This is a genomic window from Rhodanobacter spathiphylli B39 (assembly GCF_000264295.1).
In the GTDB taxonomy this organism is placed as follows: domain Bacteria; phylum Pseudomonadota; class Gammaproteobacteria; order Xanthomonadales; family Rhodanobacteraceae; genus Rhodanobacter; species Rhodanobacter spathiphylli.
The window spans coordinates 30,332-49,971 of sequence record NZ_AJXT01000045.1; the positions used below are offsets into that span (position 1 = coordinate 30,332).

At 69.8% G+C, this 19,640-nt stretch carries 11 protein-coding genes and 1 riboswitch; of the genes, 9 read left to right on the plus strand and 2 right to left on the minus strand.

The features are described 5' to 3' along the window. Positions 1 to 98: 98 nt before the first annotated feature. On the minus strand, positions 99 to 1,538 hold the full coding sequence (gene ahcY / locus UU7_RS13990) for an adenosylhomocysteinase (protein WP_007809347.1): 1,440 nt from the start codon (positions 1,536 to 1,538) through the stop codon (positions 99 to 101). Between the two features lie 81 nt (positions 1,539 to 1,619). Then, positions 1,620 to 1,749, minus strand: a riboswitch (S-adenosyl-L-homocysteine riboswitch). A 111-nt stretch (positions 1,750 to 1,860) separates the two neighbouring features. Here ahcY and ppc point away from each other — a divergent pair. From ppc to UU7_RS14035, 9 genes are all read left to right on the plus strand, one after another. After that, the gene (gene ppc, locus UU7_RS13995; protein WP_007809348.1) at positions 1,861 to 4,566 is read left to right on the plus strand and encodes a phosphoenolpyruvate carboxylase; all 2,706 of its coding nucleotides are present in this window, start codon (positions 1,861 to 1,863) and stop codon (positions 4,564 to 4,566) included. 100 nt (positions 4,567 to 4,666) lie between these two features. Beyond that, complete coding sequence (locus UU7_RS14000; RefSeq protein WP_162098652.1) at positions 4,667 to 6,298, plus strand: HEAT repeat domain-containing protein; 1,632 nt, start codon at positions 4,667 to 4,669, stop codon at positions 6,296 to 6,298. A 177-nt stretch (positions 6,299 to 6,475) separates the two neighbouring features. Further along, positions 6,476 to 7,729: an efflux RND transporter periplasmic adaptor subunit gene (locus UU7_RS14005; RefSeq protein ID WP_007809352.1), complete on the plus strand. Its 1,254-nt coding sequence runs from the start codon at positions 6,476 to 6,478 to the stop codon at positions 7,727 to 7,729. A gap of 65 nt (positions 7,730 to 7,794) precedes the next feature. Further along, a complete protein-coding gene (locus UU7_RS14010; RefSeq protein ID WP_007809354.1) occupies positions 7,795 to 8,559 on the plus strand; it encodes an ABC transporter ATP-binding protein in 765 nt (254 codons plus the stop codon). Continuing rightward, positions 8,556 to 10,997 carry an ADOP family duplicated permease gene (locus UU7_RS14015; RefSeq protein ID WP_007809356.1) on the plus strand — a complete coding sequence of 814 codons (2,442 nt, stop codon included), beginning with the start codon at positions 8,556 to 8,558 and terminating at the stop codon, positions 10,995 to 10,997. Before UU7_RS14010 ends, UU7_RS14015 begins: the two co-directional genes overlap by 4 nt. 34 nt (positions 10,998 to 11,031) lie before the next feature. Continuing rightward, positions 11,032 to 13,473, plus strand: coding sequence for an ADOP family duplicated permease (locus tag UU7_RS14020; protein ID WP_007809358.1), 2,442 nt, complete (start codon positions 11,032 to 11,034; stop codon positions 13,471 to 13,473). Continuing rightward, complete coding sequence (locus UU7_RS14025) at positions 13,470 to 15,890, plus strand: ADOP family duplicated permease (RefSeq protein ID WP_007809360.1); 2,421 nt, start codon at positions 13,470 to 13,472, stop codon at positions 15,888 to 15,890. The genes UU7_RS14020 and UU7_RS14025 overlap by 4 nt, the downstream gene beginning before the upstream one ends. A 55-nt stretch (positions 15,891 to 15,945) precedes the next feature. Next, a complete protein-coding gene (locus UU7_RS14030; protein ID WP_007809362.1) occupies positions 15,946 to 17,349 on the plus strand; it encodes a sigma-54-dependent transcriptional regulator in 1,404 nt (467 codons plus the stop codon). 37 nt (positions 17,350 to 17,386) lie between these two features. Next, the gene (locus UU7_RS14035; RefSeq protein ID WP_007809364.1) at positions 17,387 to 18,703 is read left to right on the plus strand and encodes a sensor histidine kinase; all 1,317 of its coding nucleotides are present in this window, start codon (positions 17,387 to 17,389) and stop codon (positions 18,701 to 18,703) included. On the opposite strand, the gene UU7_RS14040 is transcribed toward UU7_RS14035, so the two are convergent. Beyond that, the gene (locus tag UU7_RS14040; protein WP_007809365.1) at positions 18,700 to 19,464 is read right to left on the minus strand and encodes a TerC family protein; all 765 of its coding nucleotides are present in this window, start codon (positions 19,462 to 19,464) and stop codon (positions 18,700 to 18,702) included. The two genes, UU7_RS14035 and UU7_RS14040, sit on opposite strands and share 4 nt — an antisense overlap. Positions 19,465 to 19,640 lie beyond the last annotated feature (176 nt).

The following is a 19,640-nucleotide window of genomic DNA, read 5'->3' on the forward strand; positions in this document are numbered from 1 at the left end:
GAGGGGGTGCTCTTGATCTTCTCCACAAAAAAAACGGGGCGCATCGCTGCGCCCCGTTTCACATCAGACCAGGGAGGTTGCCTCCCCGCCCACCGCTGTCAGTAGCGGTAGTGATCCGGCTTGTACGGACCTTCCACCGGCACGCCGAGGTACTTCGCCTGCTCGTCGCTGAGCGTGGTCAGCTTCACGCCGATCTTCTCCAGGTGCAGGCGGGCGACTTCCTCGTCCAGCTTCTTGGGCAGGATGTAGACCTTGTTCTCGTAGCTGTCCCGGTGCTCCCACAGGTCGATCTGGGCCAGCGTCTGGTTGGCGAACGAGTTGGACATCACGAAGCTGGGGTGGCCGGTGGCACAGCCCAGATTGACCAGCCGGCCCTCGGCCAGCAGGAAGATCGCGCGGCCGTCGGAGAAGGTGTACTTGTCCACCTGCGGCTTGATGTTGAGCTTGGTCACGCCGGCCATCGCGTTCAGCGCGTCGACCTGGATCTCGTTGTCGAAGTGGCCGATGTTGCAGACGATCGCCTGGTCCTTCATCGCCTTCAGGTGATCGAGCCGCAGCACGTCCTTGTTGCCGGTGGTGGTGACGTAGATGTCGCCGCGGCCGAGGGTCGATTCGACGGTGTTGACCTCGAAGCCTTCCATTGCCGCCTGCAGCGCGTTGATCGGATCGATCTCGGTGACCACCACGCGGGCGCCGTAGGCACGCAGGCTGTGCGCGCAACCCTTGCCCACGTCGCCGTAACCGCAGACCACGGCGACCTTGCCGGCCAGCATCACGTCCATCGCGCGCTTGAGGCCGTCGGCCAGCGACTCGCGGCAGCCGTACAGGTTGTCGAACTTGCTCTTGGTGACCGAGTCGTTGACGTTGATCGCGGGGATCAGCAGCGACTTCGCCTCGGCCAGCTGGTACAGGCGATGCACGCCGGTGGTGGTTTCCTCGGAGACGCCCTTCCAGTCCCTGACCACGGTGTGCCAGTAGCCCGGGCGCTCGCTGTGCACGCGCTTGAGCAGGTTCTTGATCACCTGCTCCTCGTGCGAGGAGGCCTTCTCGTCAACCCACTTGCTGCCGTTCTCCAGCTCGTAGCCCTTGTGGATCAGCAGCGTCACGTCGCCGCCGTCATCGACGACGAGTTGCGGACCGAGGTAGCCGCCCTTGCCGTCGGGGAAGGACAGCGCGTCCAGCGTGCAGTCCCAGTATTCCTCCAGCGTCTCGCCCTTCCAGGCGAACACCGGCGTGCCGGTGGCGGCGATCGCCGCGGCGGCGTGGTCCTGCGTCGAGAAGATGTTGCACGAGGCCCAGCGCACGTCGGCGCCGATGTCCTTCAGCGTCTCGATCAGCACCGCCGTCTGGATCGTCATGTGCAGCGAGCCGGTCACGCGCACGCCCTTCAGCGGCTGGGCGGTGGCGTGCTTGCGGCGGATCGACATCAGGCCCGGCATCTCGTGCTCGGCGATGTCCAGTTCCTTGCGGCCGAAATCGGCGAGCGTGATGTCGCGGATCTTGTAGTCGTGGGTGGTTTCTTTCAGTGCGGCGTTCATGGATATCTCCGGTTAGTGCGAGGCTTCCGTGAAGAGTCCGGCATGGATGGCCGGTCTTTCTTCGCGAAGGGACTCGCGTAGAGCAACCGGGCGCCGTTGTGGAACGTGCCGCGCCGAGCCTGGCCGTTGTCGTGAAGAGTCCGCACGGGATGTGCGGGGCATTGCGGACGTATCCGCATTCACGACGACGGTCGCAGCGCCCCTCGGCGGGCAGTGCAAAGGAGACATTGTAGCGGCAGACATGAGCTTATGCCGCATCGTCGGGTGTCTCCCGGACCAGGATTGGTTAGGCTGGGGGCTTGACCAGCCAGGGAGCCACCGCGTGGAACAGAGTCGCGAACCCGAATTCCTGCCGCCGGACGGCCCGCTGCGCGAGGACGTGAGCCGGCTCGGCGCGATGGTCGGCCGCATGCTGGCCGAACAGCGCGGCGACGCGTTCTTCCGGCGCGTGGAGCAGGTGCGCACCGCGGCCATCCATCGTCGCCGCGAAGGTGCTTCGGTGGACGAGCTGGCCGACTCGCTGGCCGGCCAGGATGCCGCCCAGGCCGAGGCGCTGGCTCGCGCGTTCGCCACCTACTTCCAGGCCGTCAACACGGCCGAGCGGGTGCATCGCATCCGTCGCCGCCGCGACTACCAGCGCGAGGGCAGCGCGCCGCAGCCCGAATCGCTGCTGGCCGTGCTGGGTCGGCTCAAGGCCGAAGGCGTCGGCGCCGACGAACTGGTCGGCTGGCTCGACCGCCTGTGGATCGAGCCGGTGTTCACTGCGCATCCCACCGAAGCCGTGCGCCGCTCGCTGCTGGAGAAGGAGCAGGCGATCGTGGCCTCGCTGATCGATGGTTTCGATCCCCAGCGCACGCCGCAGGAATGTCGCGAGGACGACCAGCGCATCTACATGGCGCTGTCCGCCGGCTGGCAGACCGCCGAGGCCTCGCCGGTGCGGCCCAGCGTGCAGGACGAGCGCGAGCACGTGGACTTCTACCTGACCCATCCGCTGTACCGGATCGTGCCGGCGCTGTACGAATCGCTGGCCCAGGCGCTGCAGGACACCTACGGCCTGGCGATCCGCCTGCCGCGGCTGCTGCGCTTCGCCAGCTGGGTCGGCGGCGACATGGACGGCAACCCCAACGTGGGCGCCGACACCATCGCCGACTGCCTCGACTCGCAGCGGGCCATGGTCATCGAGCGCTATCGCGAAGACGTGGCCGCGCTGGCGCGGGCGCTCAGCCAGACCGAGGGCCGCGTCGAGGTCACCGGGGCCTTGCTGGCACGCCTGGCCGATTACCGGGCGCGCTTTCCCGCGGCCGCGGCGCAGATCCGCCCGCGCCACGCCGACATGCCGTACCGCTGCCTGCTGCAGCTGATCGGCGCGCGACTGGCGCTGACCCAGGAGCTGCAAACGGACGGCTATGCGTCCAGCCAGGAATTGCTCGACGACCTGCAGCTGATCGCCGACAGCCTGCTGCAGCATCATGGCGTCCATGCCGGCGCCTATTCGGTCGAACGCCTGCTGTGCCGCGTGCGCACTTTCGGCTTCCACCTGGCCCGGCTCGACGTGCGGCAGGATTCGCGTGTGCACGACGACGCCCTGGCGGCGCTGCTCGGTGATGCGGAGTGGGCCAGCCGCGAGGGTGCCGAACGCGCCGATCGCCTGCGTCCGTACGCCAGCGGCGAGGCGAGGTTTCCCGACAGCGACGACGACAGCGCCACGTCCCTGCAGGCCGTGTTCGCCACCTTGCGCGACAGCCGGCAAAGCCACGGCGTCGAGGCCACCGGCCTGTACATCATCAGCATGGCGCGCAGCGCCGCCGACGTGCTGGCAGTGCTGGCACTGGCGCGGCGGGGCGGGCTGGTCGACGAGACGAAGGACGTGCCGCTCAACATTGCTCCGCTGTTCGAGACCGTCGACGACCTGAGGAACGCGCCGGCCACGCTGCGCGCACTGCTCGACGATCCGGTCTACCGTCGCCACCTCGCCGCGCGGGGCGACCAGCAGTGGGTGATGCTGGGTTACTCCGACAGCGGCAAGGACGGCGGCACGCTGGCCTCGCGCTGGGGCTTGCAGCGCGCCCAGGTGGAGTTGCTGGAGGTGGCGAACGAAGCGCGCATCCAGCTGGCCTTCTTCCACGGTCGCGGCGGCTCGGCCAGCCGCGGCGGCGCGCGCATCACGCCGGCGCTGATGTCCTCGCCGCGGGGCGCAGTGGCCGGCGTGTTGCGGGTGACCGAGCAGGGCGAGGTGATCCATCGTAAGTACGGCATCCGTGCGCTGGCGCTGCGCAATCTGGAACAGACGGTCGGCGCGGTGCTGCGCGCCAGCCTGCGGCCACGCGAAAGCGAGCCGCGCGAACGGCGCTGGCGCGAGCAGATGGACGCCTTGTCCGCGGCCAGCCGCAAGACCTACCGGGCCTTCGTCGAGCGCGCGGGCTTCGTCGACTATTTTCGCAGCGCCACCCCGGTGGACGTGATCGAGCAGATGACCCTGGGCTCGCGCCCGGCCAGTCGCCGCAGCATGCGCGGCGTGCAGGACCTGCGCGCGATCCCGTGGGTGTTCGCCTGGACCCAGTGCCGCTCGATCCTGCCCGGCTGGTACGGCCTGGGCAGCGCGCTGGAGCAGGGCGCGGGGGAGTTCGGTGAGGACGCGCTGGCCGGGATGGCGCGCGACTGGCCGTTCTTCGCCAACCTGCTCGACGACGTGGAGATGGTGCTGGCCAAGTGCGACCTCGACATCGCCGAGGCGTTCTCGAAACTGTCCGGCCCGTTGCACGACGAATTCTTCGGCCTGATCCGCGACGAGTTCGCCCGCACCCGTCACTGGCTGCTGCAACTGAAGCGCAGCGACGCCCTGCTGCAGGACGCCCCGCGCCTGGCCGCCTCGATCCGCCTGCGCAATCCCTACGTCGATCCGATGAGCCTGCTGCAGGTCGACCTGCTGCAACGCTGGCGCGACGGCGGCCGCACCGACGACGCCGTGCTGCAGGCCCTGGTCGCCTGCGTCAACGGCGTGTCGCAGGGCCTGCAGAACACCGGCTGATACATTCCATGGGGGCACCATGCAAGGATGGCTTTTTTGGCTGGGACTTCTGCAGGCGGCACCGGTGGTCGCAACGCCGTGCGCCAGCCTGGACCGCTGCATGCAAGAGTTTCACGTCGCCGCGTCAACGTTGACGCCTGGCACGTGGTACCCGTCGTGCGATGCCTTGCGCGAACGGTTCGAAGTCTACGGTGAAGAAGCCAAGCAACGATTGCTGGCCACGGCCAATGCCTCGAACCCGGCCGAGCGCGACATCGCGGGTTGCCTGCTGGCGGGCTGGCCGGCGTGGTCGCCATCCGACCTTCCAGCGCTGAAGCAGGCGATCTCGCGTGAACGCGGTGGCGGCTGGATTGTGCGCGCGCTGGCGAAGTTTCCGGTCGAACAGGCCGCGGCCTTGGTCATCCCGATCGTCGAGCGCGAAGGCGGGATGAACCAGGCCGGTTTCGTGCTGGGCGAAATGCTGCCCCGGGCCTTGCCGCAGGTGTTGCGCAGGATGGCCCACGCACCCGGGGCCGAACGCGACAACCTCGCTGCCGCGCTGTCATTTGACTCCTCGCTCCCCGAAGCAGCTCCCTCCCGGACCCCCATGCTGCAGGCTCTGGTCGACGCAGCGACGAATCGTTCGCTTCCCGCCGACGAGCGGGAGCAGGCGCTGCGGCTCGTTGCCGCCTTCGGCGAGCGGGCACGCTCGCACGGCGCTGCGATCCGGCCCCTGGCCAGTGACCGTGACCCGCGGTTGCGCAAGGCTGCGCATTCCGCCTTGCGCTCCATGCTTGATCCTTCAGTGCTGGGGGAGATCCTGGCCAGCTGTCCGCCGCCAGGAACCGAGGCTGCGTTCAAGCCGGATCCCGGCGCGCCACCGCCGCTGGTGGATGCGCCCGGCGAAAGCGAGGCAGCCGATTGCTTCGGCGCCTTGGCCGGCATGGGGCAGGATGTCGGACAGGTGGCGCCGCAACTGCTGCCTTATCTGGAATCCACGTCCTGGCGATGGCGGATGCAGACTGCGGAGGCGCTCGGCCAGTTGGGCAACCGTTCGGTGAGTTCGGCCCTGCATCCCCTGCTTCAGGACCGCGACTGGCAAGTCGTGGCCGCCACGATTCTTGCCGAGGTCCGGCTGGGCGACGAGACAGCCGTTCCGGCGCTGCGGCAGGTCGCGCAGACACACTGGTTTGCCGCAGTCCGGCGCGCCGCCGACGAGGCCGTCGCGGCCCTGCAGGCGGGCAAGCCCAAGGCGCTGGAATCGCTGTACAGGACGGATAACCGGTTCGCCAACCTGCTCTGGAACAATCCGCTCGCCAAGGAGGCGGCCAGCTGTGCATTGCCTGCGGCGACGCGAGCGCCAATGAGCTTGGATCTTCACGGCGGCACGCTCGGCGGAAGCGATCGCGGGGAGTTTGGCGGCAACCTGACATGGATGCGCGCGGGCGCTCCGCCGAAGTTGCTGCTCGAAAGAAACGTCAGCGGCATGCTGAAGTTGTCCGATCGCACGGCGTGGGTGATCACCGGCCTGTCGCACATGGGCATGGAATACGCAGCGGTCTACCGGGTCCAGATAGCAGGCGACGGCAAGGTCGCGATCTCCCGCCTGCTGAACCTGCCCGCGGCCAGTCGCGATCTTTCGATCGACGGAGATGGACTGCGCAGCAGCGGCTGGGTCGGCTCGTACCTGCTGGTCCCCGCGGATGCCGGAGGTAGATCGGTGCGGATCAGCCGGGTCGATTGCACGCACTGAAGACACTGGATGCGGCGCAGCGGTCGCGATCTTGCGCGCCATCATGATGGCGCGCCGCGATGTACGACTCCGGACGCCACTGTCCGTCTTCGAACGGGCGTGATGGTCGACAGGCAGGACGTTTCCTTGTGGGACGGGCATCTGGCGGCGTGGCACGGCCCTTGCTCTGATCGGCGCATGGATATCGCCAACCCGCTCGCCGCCCAGCGCAAACGTCGTCGCCGCCAACTCGCCATCGCCGGCGGCGTGTTGCTGCTGGCGGGTCTCGTCATCGGTGCCGTCAATCTCGGGCCGGCGCTGCCCACGGTGGAGCGATCGGCGGCCTGGATCGATACCGTGCAGCGTGGCGACATGCTGCGCGAGGTGCGCGCGCCGGGCACCCTGGTGCCGCGCGACATCCACTGGCTGGCGGCGCAGACCAGCGCCCAGGTGAGCAAGATCGAGGTGTGGCCGGGTACCCGCGTGGAGGCCGACACGGTGCTGCTGCGACTGTCCAGCCCGCAGGTGGACAGTGACCTGCGCAACGCCCAGGCGCAGGTCGCCGCGGCCGAGGCGCAGGTGGCCGCGAAGCAGGCCGCCCTGCAGTCGCAGTTGCTGGACGAGCGTTCCTCGCTGGCCCAGGCCCAGGCCGACTATGCCTCGGCGAAGGTGCGCAGCGAAGCCGATGCGAAGGCGATGGAGAAGAACCTGATTCCGCGGGTGCAGTACGAGCAGGAGCTGATCGCGGTGAAGCAGCTGCAGCATCGCACCGACGTGGAGCAGCAGCGCGTGCAGGCGTTCGGTGCCGGCATCGCGGCGCAGATGGCGGCGGTGCGGGCGGAGCTGCAGCTGCAGCAGAGCAACCTGCTGCTGCGCCAGCGCCAGTCCGATGCGTTGCAGGTGCGCGCCGGCATCGCCGGCACCTTGCAGCAGGTCGCGGTGCAGGAAGGTCAGCAGGTGGCTGCCGGCGCCGACCTGGCGCGGGTGGCGCGCGGCGACGTGCTGATCGCCCGGCTGCGCGTGCCCGAGGTGCAGGCCAAGGACGTGGCGCTGGGCATGGCCGCCCAGGTGAATACCTACAACGGCCTGATCGACGGCACCGTCACCCGCATCGATCCGGCGGTGGTGGACGGCAGCGTGCAGGTGGACGTGACGCCGTCCGGCGCACTGCCTGCGGGGGCGCGTCCCGATCTTTCGGTGGACGGCCGCATCCGCATCGCCGAACTCAAGCAGGTGCTGTCGATGGGACGCCCGGCCCAGGTCGAGCCGAACAGCGAGGCCAGCCTGTTCCGTCTCGACGCCTCCGGCAACACCGCCAGCCGCATCAAGGTACGGGTGGGCGCCACCTCGGTCGACCGGGTGCAGATAATGCAGGGCCTGCAGCCGGGCGACCGCGTGATTCTTTCCGACACCAGCCAGTGGGACAAGTATGAGCAGCTGCGCCTGCGCTGATTCGAGCAGCGGCACGGCAGCCTGATCGACATCTTTCCGGACTCTTCTTTCAACAGGACGACCGCATGAACGACACCAGCAACGTCATCACCCTCGGCGGCATCCGCAAGGTGTTCCAGGCCGATGAGGTGGAAACGCACGCGTTGAGCGACGTGCACCTGGACGTACGCCTGGGCGAGTACGTTTCCATCTCCGGCCCGTCCGGCTGCGGCAAGAGCACGCTGCTGTCGATCCTCGGCCTGCTCGACACCGCCGACGCGGGCAGCTACGTATTGAGCGGGCATGACGTCGCGGGGATGAACGCTGCCGAACGCGCACGCATCCGCAACGCGGAGATCGGCTTCATCTTCCAGGCGTTCAACCTGATCGGCGACCTCAGCGTGCAGGAAAACGTGGAGCTGCCGCTGACCTACCGCAGCGGCATCGGCGCGGCCGAACGGCGCGAGCGGGTGCAGGAGGCGCTGGAGCGGGTCGGCATGGCGCACCGCATGCGGCATTACCCGGCGCAACTCTCCGGCGGTCAGCAGCAGCGCGTCGCGGTGGCCCGCGCCCTGGTCGGCAAGCCGGCGATCCTGCTGGCCGACGAACCCACCGGCAACCTCGACTCGCGCAACGGCGAGGCGGTGATGGCCCTGCTCGACGAGCTGCACAAGGGCGGCGCCACCATCTGCATGGTCACCCACGACAGCCGCTACGCCGAACTGGCCCAGCGCAAGATCCGCATGTTCGACGGCCGCGTGGTGGACGAGGAAACCTTCGACCGGCTGCGCCGCGAGGACGAGCAGCGCATCGACGCCTTGATCGGCCAGCGCGTGGAAGTCGACGCGTGAACATCTGGGTCACCGAAATCTGGCGCGCGTGGCGTGCGAGTGTGCGCCGCCCGGGATTCCTGCTGCTGGCCACCGGCGTGCTGGCACTGGGCATCGGCGCTACCGTTGCGGTGACCACGCTGATCGGGAACACCTTGTGGCGGCCGTTGCCGGTACCGCACCCGGAGCAGCTCATGGTGCTGGGCCAGTTGAGCGACAGCGGCCATCCCGGCGGCATCTCGCCACATGAATACCAGTATCTGGACAAGCTCGACGGCGTCACCTCGCTGGGCCTGGAACGTCCCGGCTCGACGGTGAACATCGCTGGTGCGGGTACGCCGGCGCAGGTGCCGGTGATCTACATCGACCGGGGCATGCTGCCTGCGTTGGGCCTGCAACCCGTGCTGGGGCGCAATTTCGATGTGCGGGAGGATCGTCCGCACGGACCGCCTGCCGTGATCCTCGGTCACGGCTTCTGGCAGCGCAGCTACGGTGGCGATACGCGCGTGATCGGGCGCAGCCTGCGTGTGGAAGGCTTGCCGCGCACCATCGTCGGCGTGCTGCCGGCCGGCTTCAACACGGTGCTGGGACCGGGCGACGTGATATTGCCGACGGCGCTGCCGCCGGCGAGTCGCGAGTACAGCCACAACGGCACCGTGGCGATCGCAAGGTTGGCCAGTGGTGCCGACATCGCCGCAGTGTCGGCCCGGGTCGATGCACGCGAGCGCGCGATGTATCGCGACATGGCGATGGGTGGCAACTGGCAGAAGCCGCGCTTCGGTGCCGGCGACCTGGTCTCGACCGTGCAGCGGGATGCGCGGCCAATGCTGCTGCTGTTCCTGGCCAGCGCGTTGCTGGTGCTGCTGATCGCGCTGGTCAACCTGACCAACCTGATGCTGCTGCGTGCGCTGTCACGCAATCACGATGCGGCGGTACGCAGCGCGCTGGGCGCGTCGTTGCCGCGGCTGATGTTGCCGGCGCTGGGCGAAGGCTTGCTGGTGGGCGGCGTCGGCGCCTTGCTGGGCATGGCGTTTGCCGTGATTGGCCTGACCCTGCTGCAGGGATTCATTCCCGCCGAATGGTTGTGGGGCGGGCGGTTGCGCATCGGCGCCGCGGCCTGGGTGCTGGCGTTCGGCGTGGGCCTGCTGGGCGCGCTGCTGGCGGCGGTGCTGGCGCTGTGGCGCAGCCGCAGCGCGACCACGGTGGACGAACTGCGCGAAGGCGGGCGCAGCGGCATCGGCCTGCGCAGTGGCCGGCTCGGCCGCGTGCTGGTGGTGGCGCAGGTGGCGCTGGCGGCGGTGTTGCTGTGCGCGGCCGGCGTGTTCATGCACGGGCTCTACGACGCGTCGCAACTGCGGCTGGGCTTTGCCGATGACCACGTGCTCACGTTCGATCTGGCGCCGGTGCAGGCCAGGTATCCGGACGTGGCCGCCGTACACGATCTGTCGCAGCGACTGGTGCAGCAACTGCAGTCGATACCGGGCGTGACCGATGCGACGGCAACCACCAACCTGCCTGCCAGCAACGGCATGGTCGGCCAACTCCAGACCTCCCCGCACACACCGGACGGCAGGGAATTCGTGTCGCAGTACCACGGCATCGGAGAAGGCTTCTTCGGCCTGTTTGCCATCCCGCTGCTCGAGGGCCGCGGCTTCACCAGCGGCGACGTGCGCGGAAGCGAGCCGGTGGCCATCGTCAGCAAGGACCTGGCCGACAAGTACTACGACGGCCGAGCGGTCGGCAAGATGGTCGAGGTGCCGAGCACAGGCGACGAGTTCCGGCCGGTGCGCATCGTCGGCGTGGTGGGCGAGACCTACCAGCGCGGTCCGCTGCAGCCCATGCAACCCGTGCTGTACGTACCGCTGGCGCAGATGCCCGATCCGGTGATGACGATCATCCGCAACATGGAGCCCTTGCGCTTTGTATTGCGCGGCCACGGCCACCCGATGGACTGGCAGGCCGGCGTGCGCAGGGTTCTGGCGGAAGTCGCTCCCGAACAGCCCATCGCGAACTTGCGCGACATGCGCGGCATCGTGCGCCAGACCACGCAGAACGCCCGGCTCAGCCTGTGGCTGATCGGCCTGTTCGCCACGCTGGCGCTGATGCTGGCGGCGGCGGGCCTGTATGCGGTGATGGCCGTGGCGGTGGCCGCGCGCGAGCGCGAGTTCGGCGTGCGCATGGCGCTGGGCGCCGCGCCGCGGCGTCTGCTTGGCCTGGTGTTGCGCGGCGGTCTGATCCAGATCGCCGCAGGGCTGGCCATCGGGGTGGCGATCGCGTTGGGTGCATCGCATGCGTTGGCGGTGTTGCTGATGACCCTGCTCGGCCGCAGCAACGCGTTCGATCCGGCAGTGGTGCTGGGGGTCTGCGCGACGCTGGCCGCGACGGGTCTGCTGGCCTGCCTGTGGCCGGCCGTGCGCGCGGCACGCGTGCAGCCGATGCGCGCTCTGCGGGGGGAGTGATGGCGATGAATGGCACGATGCAGGAGGTCACGCGATGAACATCTGGCTGGCGGAAATCTGGCGCGCCTGGCGCGCGAGTCTGCAGCGCCCGGGTTTCCTGCTGCTGGCCGCCGGCGTGCTGGCGCTGGGCGTCGGCAGCACCGCGGCGGTGTTCACCCTGATCGAGCAGGTGCTGCTGCAGCCGCTGCCGGTGCCGCAGGCCTCGCGGCTGCTGGTGGCTGGCCCCCGCAATGGCGACCATGTCAGCTCGGTGTCGCCGCAGCAGTACCAGCACATGCAGTCGCTGGGCGGCGTGCAATCGATCGGCCTGATCCAGGATGGCCCGAAGTTGAACATCGCCGGTGACGGCCAGCCCGAGCTGGTGCCGGCGAGCTACGCCGATCGTGGCCTGCTGCCGACGGTCGGCCTGCCCCTGCAGCTTGGTCGCAACTTCAGCGCCGAGGAGGACCGGCCGCACGGGCCGCAGGTGGTGATCCTGGGCCACGGTTTCTGGCAGCGCCGTTATGGCGGCGACGCCGGCGTGATCGGGCGCAGCATCTCGATCGAAGGCGCACCGCACACCATCGTCGGCGTGCTGCCGCAAGGTTTCGCTGCGCTGGGCTTCGCGGGCGACGTGGTGCTGCCCGCCGCGTTGCCGCCGGACAGCGTCAACGACGGCACCAACTACATGGCGCTGCTGCGCCCGAACGCCGGTGTGGCGCCCGCCACGGTGGCGGCCGAGGTCGACACGCGCCTGCACGCGATGTACGTCGCGCTGGGCAACGATGACTGGAAGCGTGCCCACTTCGGCGCGCAGCCGTTCAGTGCCTGGCAGCATGCCGATGCCGCACACGTGCTGACGCTGTTCCTCGCCAGTGCGCTGTTCGTGTTGCTGATCGCGCTGGTCAACCTGACCAACCTGATGCTGCTGCGTGCGCTGTCGCGCAGCCACGATGCCGCGGTGCGCGGTGCACTGGGCGCGCCGATGTCGCGGCTGGCACTGCCGGCGCTGGCCGAAGCGCTGCTGGTCGGCGTCGTCGGTGCGCTGGTCGGCATGTTGCTGGCGGTGGTCGGCCTCGGCGCCTTGCAAAGCCACATGCCGGCGGAGTGGTTGCCGAATGGTCGGCTGTATTTCGATGCCGCGACATGGCTGCTGGCGCTGCTGGTCGGGCTGGGCGGCGCGCTGCTGGCCGCGGCGCTGGGTCTGTGGCGCGGGCGCCGCGCCAGCGAGATCGACGAATTGCGCGAAGGCGGACGCAGCGGGCTGGGCCCGCACAGCGGTCGGCTGGGCCGCGTGCTGGTGGTGGCGCAGGTGGCGCTGGCGACCGCGCTGCTCAGCGCCGCGGGCCTGTTCCTGCACACGCTGTACGACGCCGCGCGCACGCCGCTGGGTTTCGACAGCGACGGCATCCTCACTTTCGAGCTGGCGCCGGTGCTGGCCGACTATCCCGACGCCGCCGCGGTGGAGCGCCTGTCGACGCGCGTGCTTGAACGTCTGCGCGTGATACCCGGCGTGACCACGGTGACCGCTACCACCAATCTTCCGGCGGACCTGTGGAGCGGCCAGTTCAACCTCGGCGGCCTGCACCTGCCCGGTAGCGGGGAAATGTTCAACACGCAGTACCGCGGCGTCGGCCCCGATTTCTTCGCGCTGTTCGGCATCGCCACGCATGAGGGGCGCACGTTCGGTCGCAACGATATCCGCGGCGGCGAACCGGTGGCGATCATCAACCGGGCGATGGCGCAGAAGCACTATGGCGGCCAGGCCCTCGGCAAGTTGATCCAGCGAGGTGAACGCGGCGACCATGCCGGACTGTGGTCGGCGCGCATCGTGGGCGTGGTCGGCGACACCCACCAGTTCGGTCCGCTGGAAGAACAGCCGGAAGTGCTGTACGTGCCGCTGGCGCAGATGAGCGACAACGCCATGGCGATTTTCCGCAGCTTCGAGCCGATGCGCTTCGCGCTGCGCGGTCATGGCGATCCGAACGCGTGGCGCGATGCGCTGGCCACGGCGGTGGCCGCCGTCGCGCCGAACCAGCCGATCGCCAATGTACGCAGCATGCAGGGCATCGTGCGCAGCACCACCGCCGACATGCGTCTCAATCTGTTGCTGGTCGGCATCTTCGCCGCGCTGGCGCTGTTGCTCGCCGCGGCCGGCATGTACGCGGTGATGGCGGTGGCGGTGGCCGCCCGCGAACGCGAGTTCGGCGTGCGCAGCGCGCTGGGCGCCTCGCCATGGCGTTTGATGCAACTGGTGCTGCGCGGCGGCCTGTGGCAGATCGGGCTCGGCCTGGTGCTGGGCGTCGGCCTCGCGCTGGGACTGTCCGGCGTGCTGCGCGCGGTGCTGGAAGACATCGGCCGCGGCGCGGTCGACCCGGTGGCCATCGGCGGCGTCTGCGCGGTGCTGGCCGTGGCCGGTGTGCTGGCCTGCCTGGTGCCGGCGCTGCGTGCCGGCAGGGTTCATCCAATGCGCGCGTTGCGCGGGAGCAGGGAATGATCGTGCGTGAATTTCGCGGTGCATGGCGGCGCCTGGCGCGTCGCCCCGGGTATGCGCTGCTGTCGGCAATGGTGCTCGGCGTGGGCCTTGGCGTGACGCTGTTCCTGTTCAGCCTGGTCAACACGCTGATCCTCGATCCGCTGCCGCTGCCGCACCCCGAACGCATCCTGGCCGTGGGCGAGCCCTCGCGCAGTGGCCATGGCATCGATACGCTCGACAGCGACCAGTACCTGGCGCTGCGTGGCCGGCTGGGCGGCGTCGACCTGCTCGGCGCCTACGTGGCCACCGGCGCCGGCGTGGAGCAGGGCCGCGGCGCGAATTACTACCAGGGCAGCCGCGTGACTGCCTCGATGATGACGCTGCTGGGCATCCGGCCGCTGCTGGGGCGCGGCCTGCAGCCGGCGGACGAGGCAGCCGGCGCGCCAGCCGTGGTGCTGCTGGGCGAGAACCTGTGGCGGCGCGGTTTCAACGCCGATCCGCAGATCGTGGGGAGCGCGGTGCGGGTCAACGGCGAGTGGGCCACGGTGGTGGGCGTGCTGCCGGCCGATGCGACGAGCATGCCGGTCACCAACAGCCAGGTCTGGATGCCGTTGAAACTGCTGCCGGGCGAGCACCGCGACGTGTGGGGCGTGGTCCGGCTGGCGCCCGGACAGCAGCTGGCGCAGGCGCGCGCGCAGCTGGATGCATGGGCTGCCCGCCTGCAGGCGGCGCTGCCGACGGGGCGGCATACGCGGGGCGTCATCATCAAGCCGTGGAAGTTCAGCTTCGTGCCCGAGGACATGCGCCAGTGGGTGTGGCTGATGTTCGGCGCCGCGGTGCTGGTGTTGCTGCTGGCCTGCGTCAACGTGGCCAACCTGCAACTGGTGCAGACCCTGCAGCGGCGCCACGAACTGGCGTTGCGCAGCGCGCTGGGCGGCAGTCGCGCCCGGCTGGTATCCGGCGCGCTGCTGGAAAGCCTGCTGTTGAGCCTGGCTGCCCTGGCGCTGGCATTGCCGATCGTGCACTGGGGCAATCGCTGGATCGTCTCGGTGTACTTCAAGGATGCAGCGGGTGCGGTGCCGTTGCATCATTTCGGCCTCGACGGTCGCGTGCTCGCGGCGGCATTGGCGGCGGCGCTGCTCAGCACGGCTTTGGCGGGCGTGATTCCAGCCTGGCGCGCCTCACGCGCCGACCTGCAGGATCTGCTGCGCGATGGCGGCAAGGGTTCGGGCGCCGGTTTCGCCCGGGCGGCGAGGATCATGGTGATGGCGGAAGTCGCCTTGACCGTGGTGCTGCTGGTGGGGGCGGGCACCTTCGTGCGCGCGGTGGGCACCGTGCTGTCGCAGCCGATGGCCGGCGCGGCGCATGCCGCGCACGTGCTCACCGCGGAGGTGATGCTGCCTGCGGCCGGCTACGGCGACGACGCGCAGCGCATCCGCTTCTTCGACGCGGTCGGCGAGCGCCTGCGCCAGGGCGCCGGCGTGGTCGAGGCCACGGCGTCGGACACCGTGCCAGGTGCCGTGCTGGGCAGCCATGAAGACGTATCGCTGCCGGGCCAGCCGCAACCTGCGGACGGCTGGCCGCGGGCGCAGATGGCCATCGTCGATGCGCATTTCCCCGGCACCTATGGCGTGCGTTTGCGGGAGGGCCGCTTCTTCGACGCGCGCGACCGTGCGCACAGCGTGCCGGTGGCGGTGGTCGACGCGAAGATGGCGGCGGCGACATGGCCGCACGGCGATGCGCTGGGCAGCACGCTGGTGCTGTGGCCGGGCCGTCCGTTCGCCCGCACGCTGACCGTGGTCGGGGTGATCGAGCCGCTGCAGCTGGACGGCGTGCTGGAAAACCCGCGGCCGGGCCTGCTGTTGCCGCTGGACCAGTCGGTCGGGCAGGGCCCGTTGCACGCGGTGGGGCTGGCGGTGCGCACGCATGCCGTCGCCGACAGCGCCGCGCAACAGCTGATCGATGCCGTGCACGCGGTCGAGCCGCAGGCGGCGGTGTACGGCATGCGCAGCCAGGCCGCCGCGATGGCCGAGGCGCGCGTGGGCCTGACCGTGCTCAGCAGCGTGTTCGGCGCGCTGGGGCTGGTGGCGCTGCTGCTGGCCGGCGCGGGCCTGTATGGCGTGCTGGCGTTCGCGGTGGCCCAACGCACGCGCGAGATCGGCATCCGTCGCGCGATCGGCGCCGGCAACGCTGCGATCGCGCGCGAGGTGGGGCGACAGTTGCTGTGGCAGCTCGGGCTGGGACTGGGTGTCGGCCTGCTGCTGGCCTGGCCGTGGTCGGCGCTGCTGGCCGACCCGGGCTTGCACACCCGGGCGCACGACATGCGCGTATTCGCGCCGGTCCTGCTGACCGTGTTGCTGGTGGCGCTGATCGCCTCGCTGGTGCCGATGATTCGCGCGTTGCGAGTGGCTCCCGCCGTCGCCCTGCGCTACGAATGATGCGCGTGTGCGCGGCGGAGTCGATATGCTGCGCTGAACCCGCGAACGGAACGACATGACCCGCGAATCGAATCCCACCGTCCTGCTGGTCGACGACCAGGCCGACGTGCGCGAGGCGCTGCGCCTGCTGCTGAAGTCCGAGGGCTTCGCCAGCATCGGCGTGGACGGTCCCTCGGCCGCACTGGAGACGGTGCGCCAGCGTGATTTCGGCTGCGCGCTGATCGACCTCAACTACACCCGCGACACCACCTCGGGCGAGGAGGGCCTGGCCCTGCTCGATGCGCTGCGCCAGCACGTGCCGGAGCTGCCGGTGGTGGTGATGACGGCGTGGGGCAACGTGCCGCTGGTGGTCGATGCGCTGCGCCGCGGCGCCGGCGATTTCATCGAGAAGCCGTGGGACAACGCGCGCGTGCTCAGCATCGTGCGCACGCAGATCGCGCTGGGCGAGGGCGCGCGCCGACAGCGCCGTCTGGAGGCGGAGAACGCGCTGCTGCGCGGCGGCGGCGAAGCCCTGATCGCGGAATCGCCGGCGATGCGCCGGGTGATGGAGCTGGTGGCGCGGGTGGCGCCCAGCGACGCGAACGTGCTGGTGCTGGGCGAGAACGGCACCGGCAAGGGCGTCATCGCGCAGGCGCTGCACGCGCAGTCGCGACGCGCAGCGAAGGCGCTGGTCAAGGTCAACATGGGCGGCATCGCCGAGAACGTGTTCGAGTCGGAGATGTTCGGCCACGTGCGCGGCGCGTACACCGACGCCAGGAGCGAACGCATCGGCCGTTACGAGCTGGCCGATGGCGGCACGCTGTTCCTCGACGAAGTGGGCAACGTGCCGATCTCGCAGCAGCCGAAACTGCTGCGCGTGCTGGAGGATGGCGAGTTCGAGCGACTGGGTTCCTCGCGCACGCAGAGCGCCGACGTGCGGCTGGTCTCGGCCACCAATGCCGACCTGGCCGTCGAGGTGGAAGCGGGGCGCTTCCGCAAGGACCTGCTGTATCGGCTCAACACGCTGGAAATCCGCCTGCCGCCGCTGCGCGAACGCCGCGACGACATCCTGCCGCTGGCGCGCAGTTTTCTCGAACGCAGCGCCGCGCGTTATGGCCGCCACGATCTGCGCCTGGCGCCGTCGGCCGAGCGCGCGTTGCTGGCCTGGCGCTGGCCGGGCAACGTGCGCGAGCTGGGCCACCTGATGGAACGCGCCGCCCTGCTGGCCGAGCAGGACCTGGTCAGCGATTCGGCGCTGGCCTTCGGTCCCGGCCCGGGTGGCGGCACGGCGGCGGCGTCGACGGAACTCGACGACATGACCATCGACCAGGCCGAGGCGCATCTGGTGCGGCGCGCGCTGGAGCGTCACGACGGCAACCTGCAGCATGCCGCCGATGCGCTGGGGATCACCCGCCAGACGCTCTACCGCCGCATGGAAAAGCACGCGCTGCGCGATCCCGCCAGTGACGACGATGGCTGAACCCGCGGCCAGGACGTCATCGCGGCGCCGGGCGCGCATGCCCGCGTTCGAGCGACGGGTGCTGCTCGGCGGCTGGCTGGTGGCACTGCCCGCGCTGGCGGCGCTGGCGATCGTGCTGCTGACGGGCCGGCCCGGGGTCGAGCTGCGCTGGGTGCTCGCCGGCGCCGCGCTGGTGCTCACCGCGATGATCGCCCGCTGGCAACACCGGCGCGTGGTGTATCCGCTGTACACCCTGGTCGGCCTGCTCGAAGCCTTGCGAGAAGGCGACTACAGCCTGCGCGGCGTGAGCGGGGGCGTGCTGGGCGAGGCGATCTACGACATCAACGCATTGGCGGACCGGCTGCAGCGCGAGCGCCTGCAATCGGAGGATTCGGCGCGCCTGCTGGGCAAGACGCTGGCCTCGCTCGATGCCGCCGTGTTCGTGTTCGACGGCGACCTGCGCCTGCGCCTGCTCAATCCCGCCGCGCAACGCCTGCTCACCGGCGAGCGTCACGCGCTGATGGGCCGCCGCGCGGACGAGCTGGGGCTCGATGCGCTGCTCGCCGCGCCATCGGCGCAGGTCGTGCGGCACGTCTTTCCCGGTCGCAGCGGCCGCTTCGAGATTCGCCACGCGCCGCTGCGCAACGAAGGCCGCAACGGCCAGCTGCTGGTCGTCAACGACGTCGGCCGCGCGTTGCGCGAGGAAGAGCGCCAGGCCTGGCAGCGCCTGCTGCGCGTGCTCGGCCACGAGGTCAACAACTCGCTGGCATCGATCCATTCGCTGGCTGGCACGCTGGCCAGCCTGGTCGCGCGCGATCCACTGCCCGACGACTGGCGCGACGATACCCGCGGCGGCCTGCAAGTGATCGGCAACCGGGCCGAATCGCTGGCCCGTTTCCTGGCCGGCTACAGCAAGCTGGCCGCGTTGCCGCCGCCGCAGCAGCGGAGCGTCGACCTGGCCGAACGCATCGCGGCGGTGGCGCGACTGGAGCAGCGCCTTGCGGTGCGCGTCGAAGACGGCCCGGCGCTGTCGCTGCAGGCCGACCCCGACCAGCTCGAACAGGCGCTGATCAACCTGCTGCGCAACGCGGTCGAGGCGAGCCTCGACGGCGGCAAGGGCGAGGTGGTGATGCGCTGGCGCAGCGAGGGCGAGCGTGTGCTGATCGAGATTCTCGACGACGGCCCCGGCCTGCCCGGCAGCGACAACCTGTTCGTGCCGTTCTTCACCACCAAGCCCGGCGGCTCCGGCATCGGCCTGGCCCTGGTGCGGCAGATCGCCGAGGCACACGAAGGCGGCGTCAGCCTGGGCGCCCGCGAAGGCGCGCCCGGAGCCGCCGCCCAGCTGTGGTTGCCGCTGGAGCTGGCGCGCGACTAGCCGGCGTCGCCGCCGGTGTACTTCCCGTGCAGCGCCACCGGCGCCACCTGCCGCTTCGCGCGCCGCCGAATCCACAGGTTGATCAGCTCCACGAACACCGAGAAGGCCATCGCGGCGTAGATGTAGCCCTTGGGAATGTGCTGGCCGAAACCGTCGGCGAACAGCACCAGGCCGATCATGATCAGGAAGCTCAGCGCCAGCACCTTGACCGTGGGATGGCGCTCCACGAACTCGCCGATCGGCCGGGCAAACGCCAGCATGAAGCCGATCGAGGCGAGGATCGCGGTGACCATCACCCAGCGCTCGTCGACCATGCCCACCGCGGTGATGATGGAGTCCAGCGAGAACACGATGTCGAGCAGCATGATCTGCGCGATCACGCCGCCGAACGTCGCGGTGGCCGCGCCCACGGTCACCTGTTCGCTGGCGCCTTCCAGCTTCTGGTGGATTTCGTGGGTGGCCTTGCCGATCAGGAACAGGCCGCCGCCGAGCAGGATCAGGTCACGCCACGAGAAGGCGTGGCCGAACAGCGAGAACAGCGGCGCGGTCAGCCCGACGATCCAGGCGATCGCCATCAGCAGGCCCAGCCGGGTGATCGCGGCCAGCACGATGCCGAGCCGGCGCGCCTTGTCCCGCTGCTCCGGCGGCAGCTTGCCCGCCAGGATCGAGATGAAAATGATGTTGTCGATGCCGAGCACCAGTTCCAGGGCGGTCAGCGTCGCGAGGGCGATCCAGATTTCGGGACTGGCCAGTGATTCCATGGGGATCTCTTTGAGGTGGGTGGCTGCAGGACACGTGGGTCGCGCGGTGGGGCCACGGCGTCAAAGGCGTTCGTGATGGACGCAGCTTCGCCGTGGGACGGCGAAGGTCTTGCTCGCAAACCTGGCGGTTTGCCGCTGCACCGGGGTCAAGCCCGTATTGGCGGTGACAGCGAGCG

Coding starts and splice junctions, on each gene's coding strand:
- ahcY (WP_007809347.1), bottom strand. CDS start 1,538: ATGAACGCCGCACTGAAAGAAACCACCCACGACTACAAGATCCGCGAC.
- UU7_RS14000 (WP_162098652.1), top strand. CDS start 4,667: ATGCAAGAGTTTCACGTCGCCGCGTCAACGTTGACGCCTGGCACGTGG.
- UU7_RS14005 (WP_007809352.1), top strand. CDS start 6,476: ATGGATATCGCCAACCCGCTCGCCGCCCAGCGCAAACGTCGTCGCCGC.
- UU7_RS14010 (WP_007809354.1), top strand. CDS start 7,795: ATGAACGACACCAGCAACGTCATCACCCTCGGCGGCATCCGCAAGGTG.
- UU7_RS14020 (WP_007809358.1), top strand. CDS start 11,032: ATGAACATCTGGCTGGCGGAAATCTGGCGCGCCTGGCGCGCGAGTCTG.
- UU7_RS14025 (WP_007809360.1), top strand. CDS start 13,470: ATGATCGTGCGTGAATTTCGCGGTGCATGGCGGCGCCTGGCGCGTCGC.
- UU7_RS14030 (WP_007809362.1), top strand. CDS start 15,946: ATGACCCGCGAATCGAATCCCACCGTCCTGCTGGTCGACGACCAGGCC.
- UU7_RS14035 (WP_007809364.1), top strand. CDS start 17,387: ATGCCCGCGTTCGAGCGACGGGTGCTGCTCGGCGGCTGGCTGGTGGCA.
- UU7_RS14040 (WP_007809365.1), bottom strand. CDS start 19,464: ATGGAATCACTGGCCAGTCCCGAAATCTGGATCGCCCTCGCGACGCTG.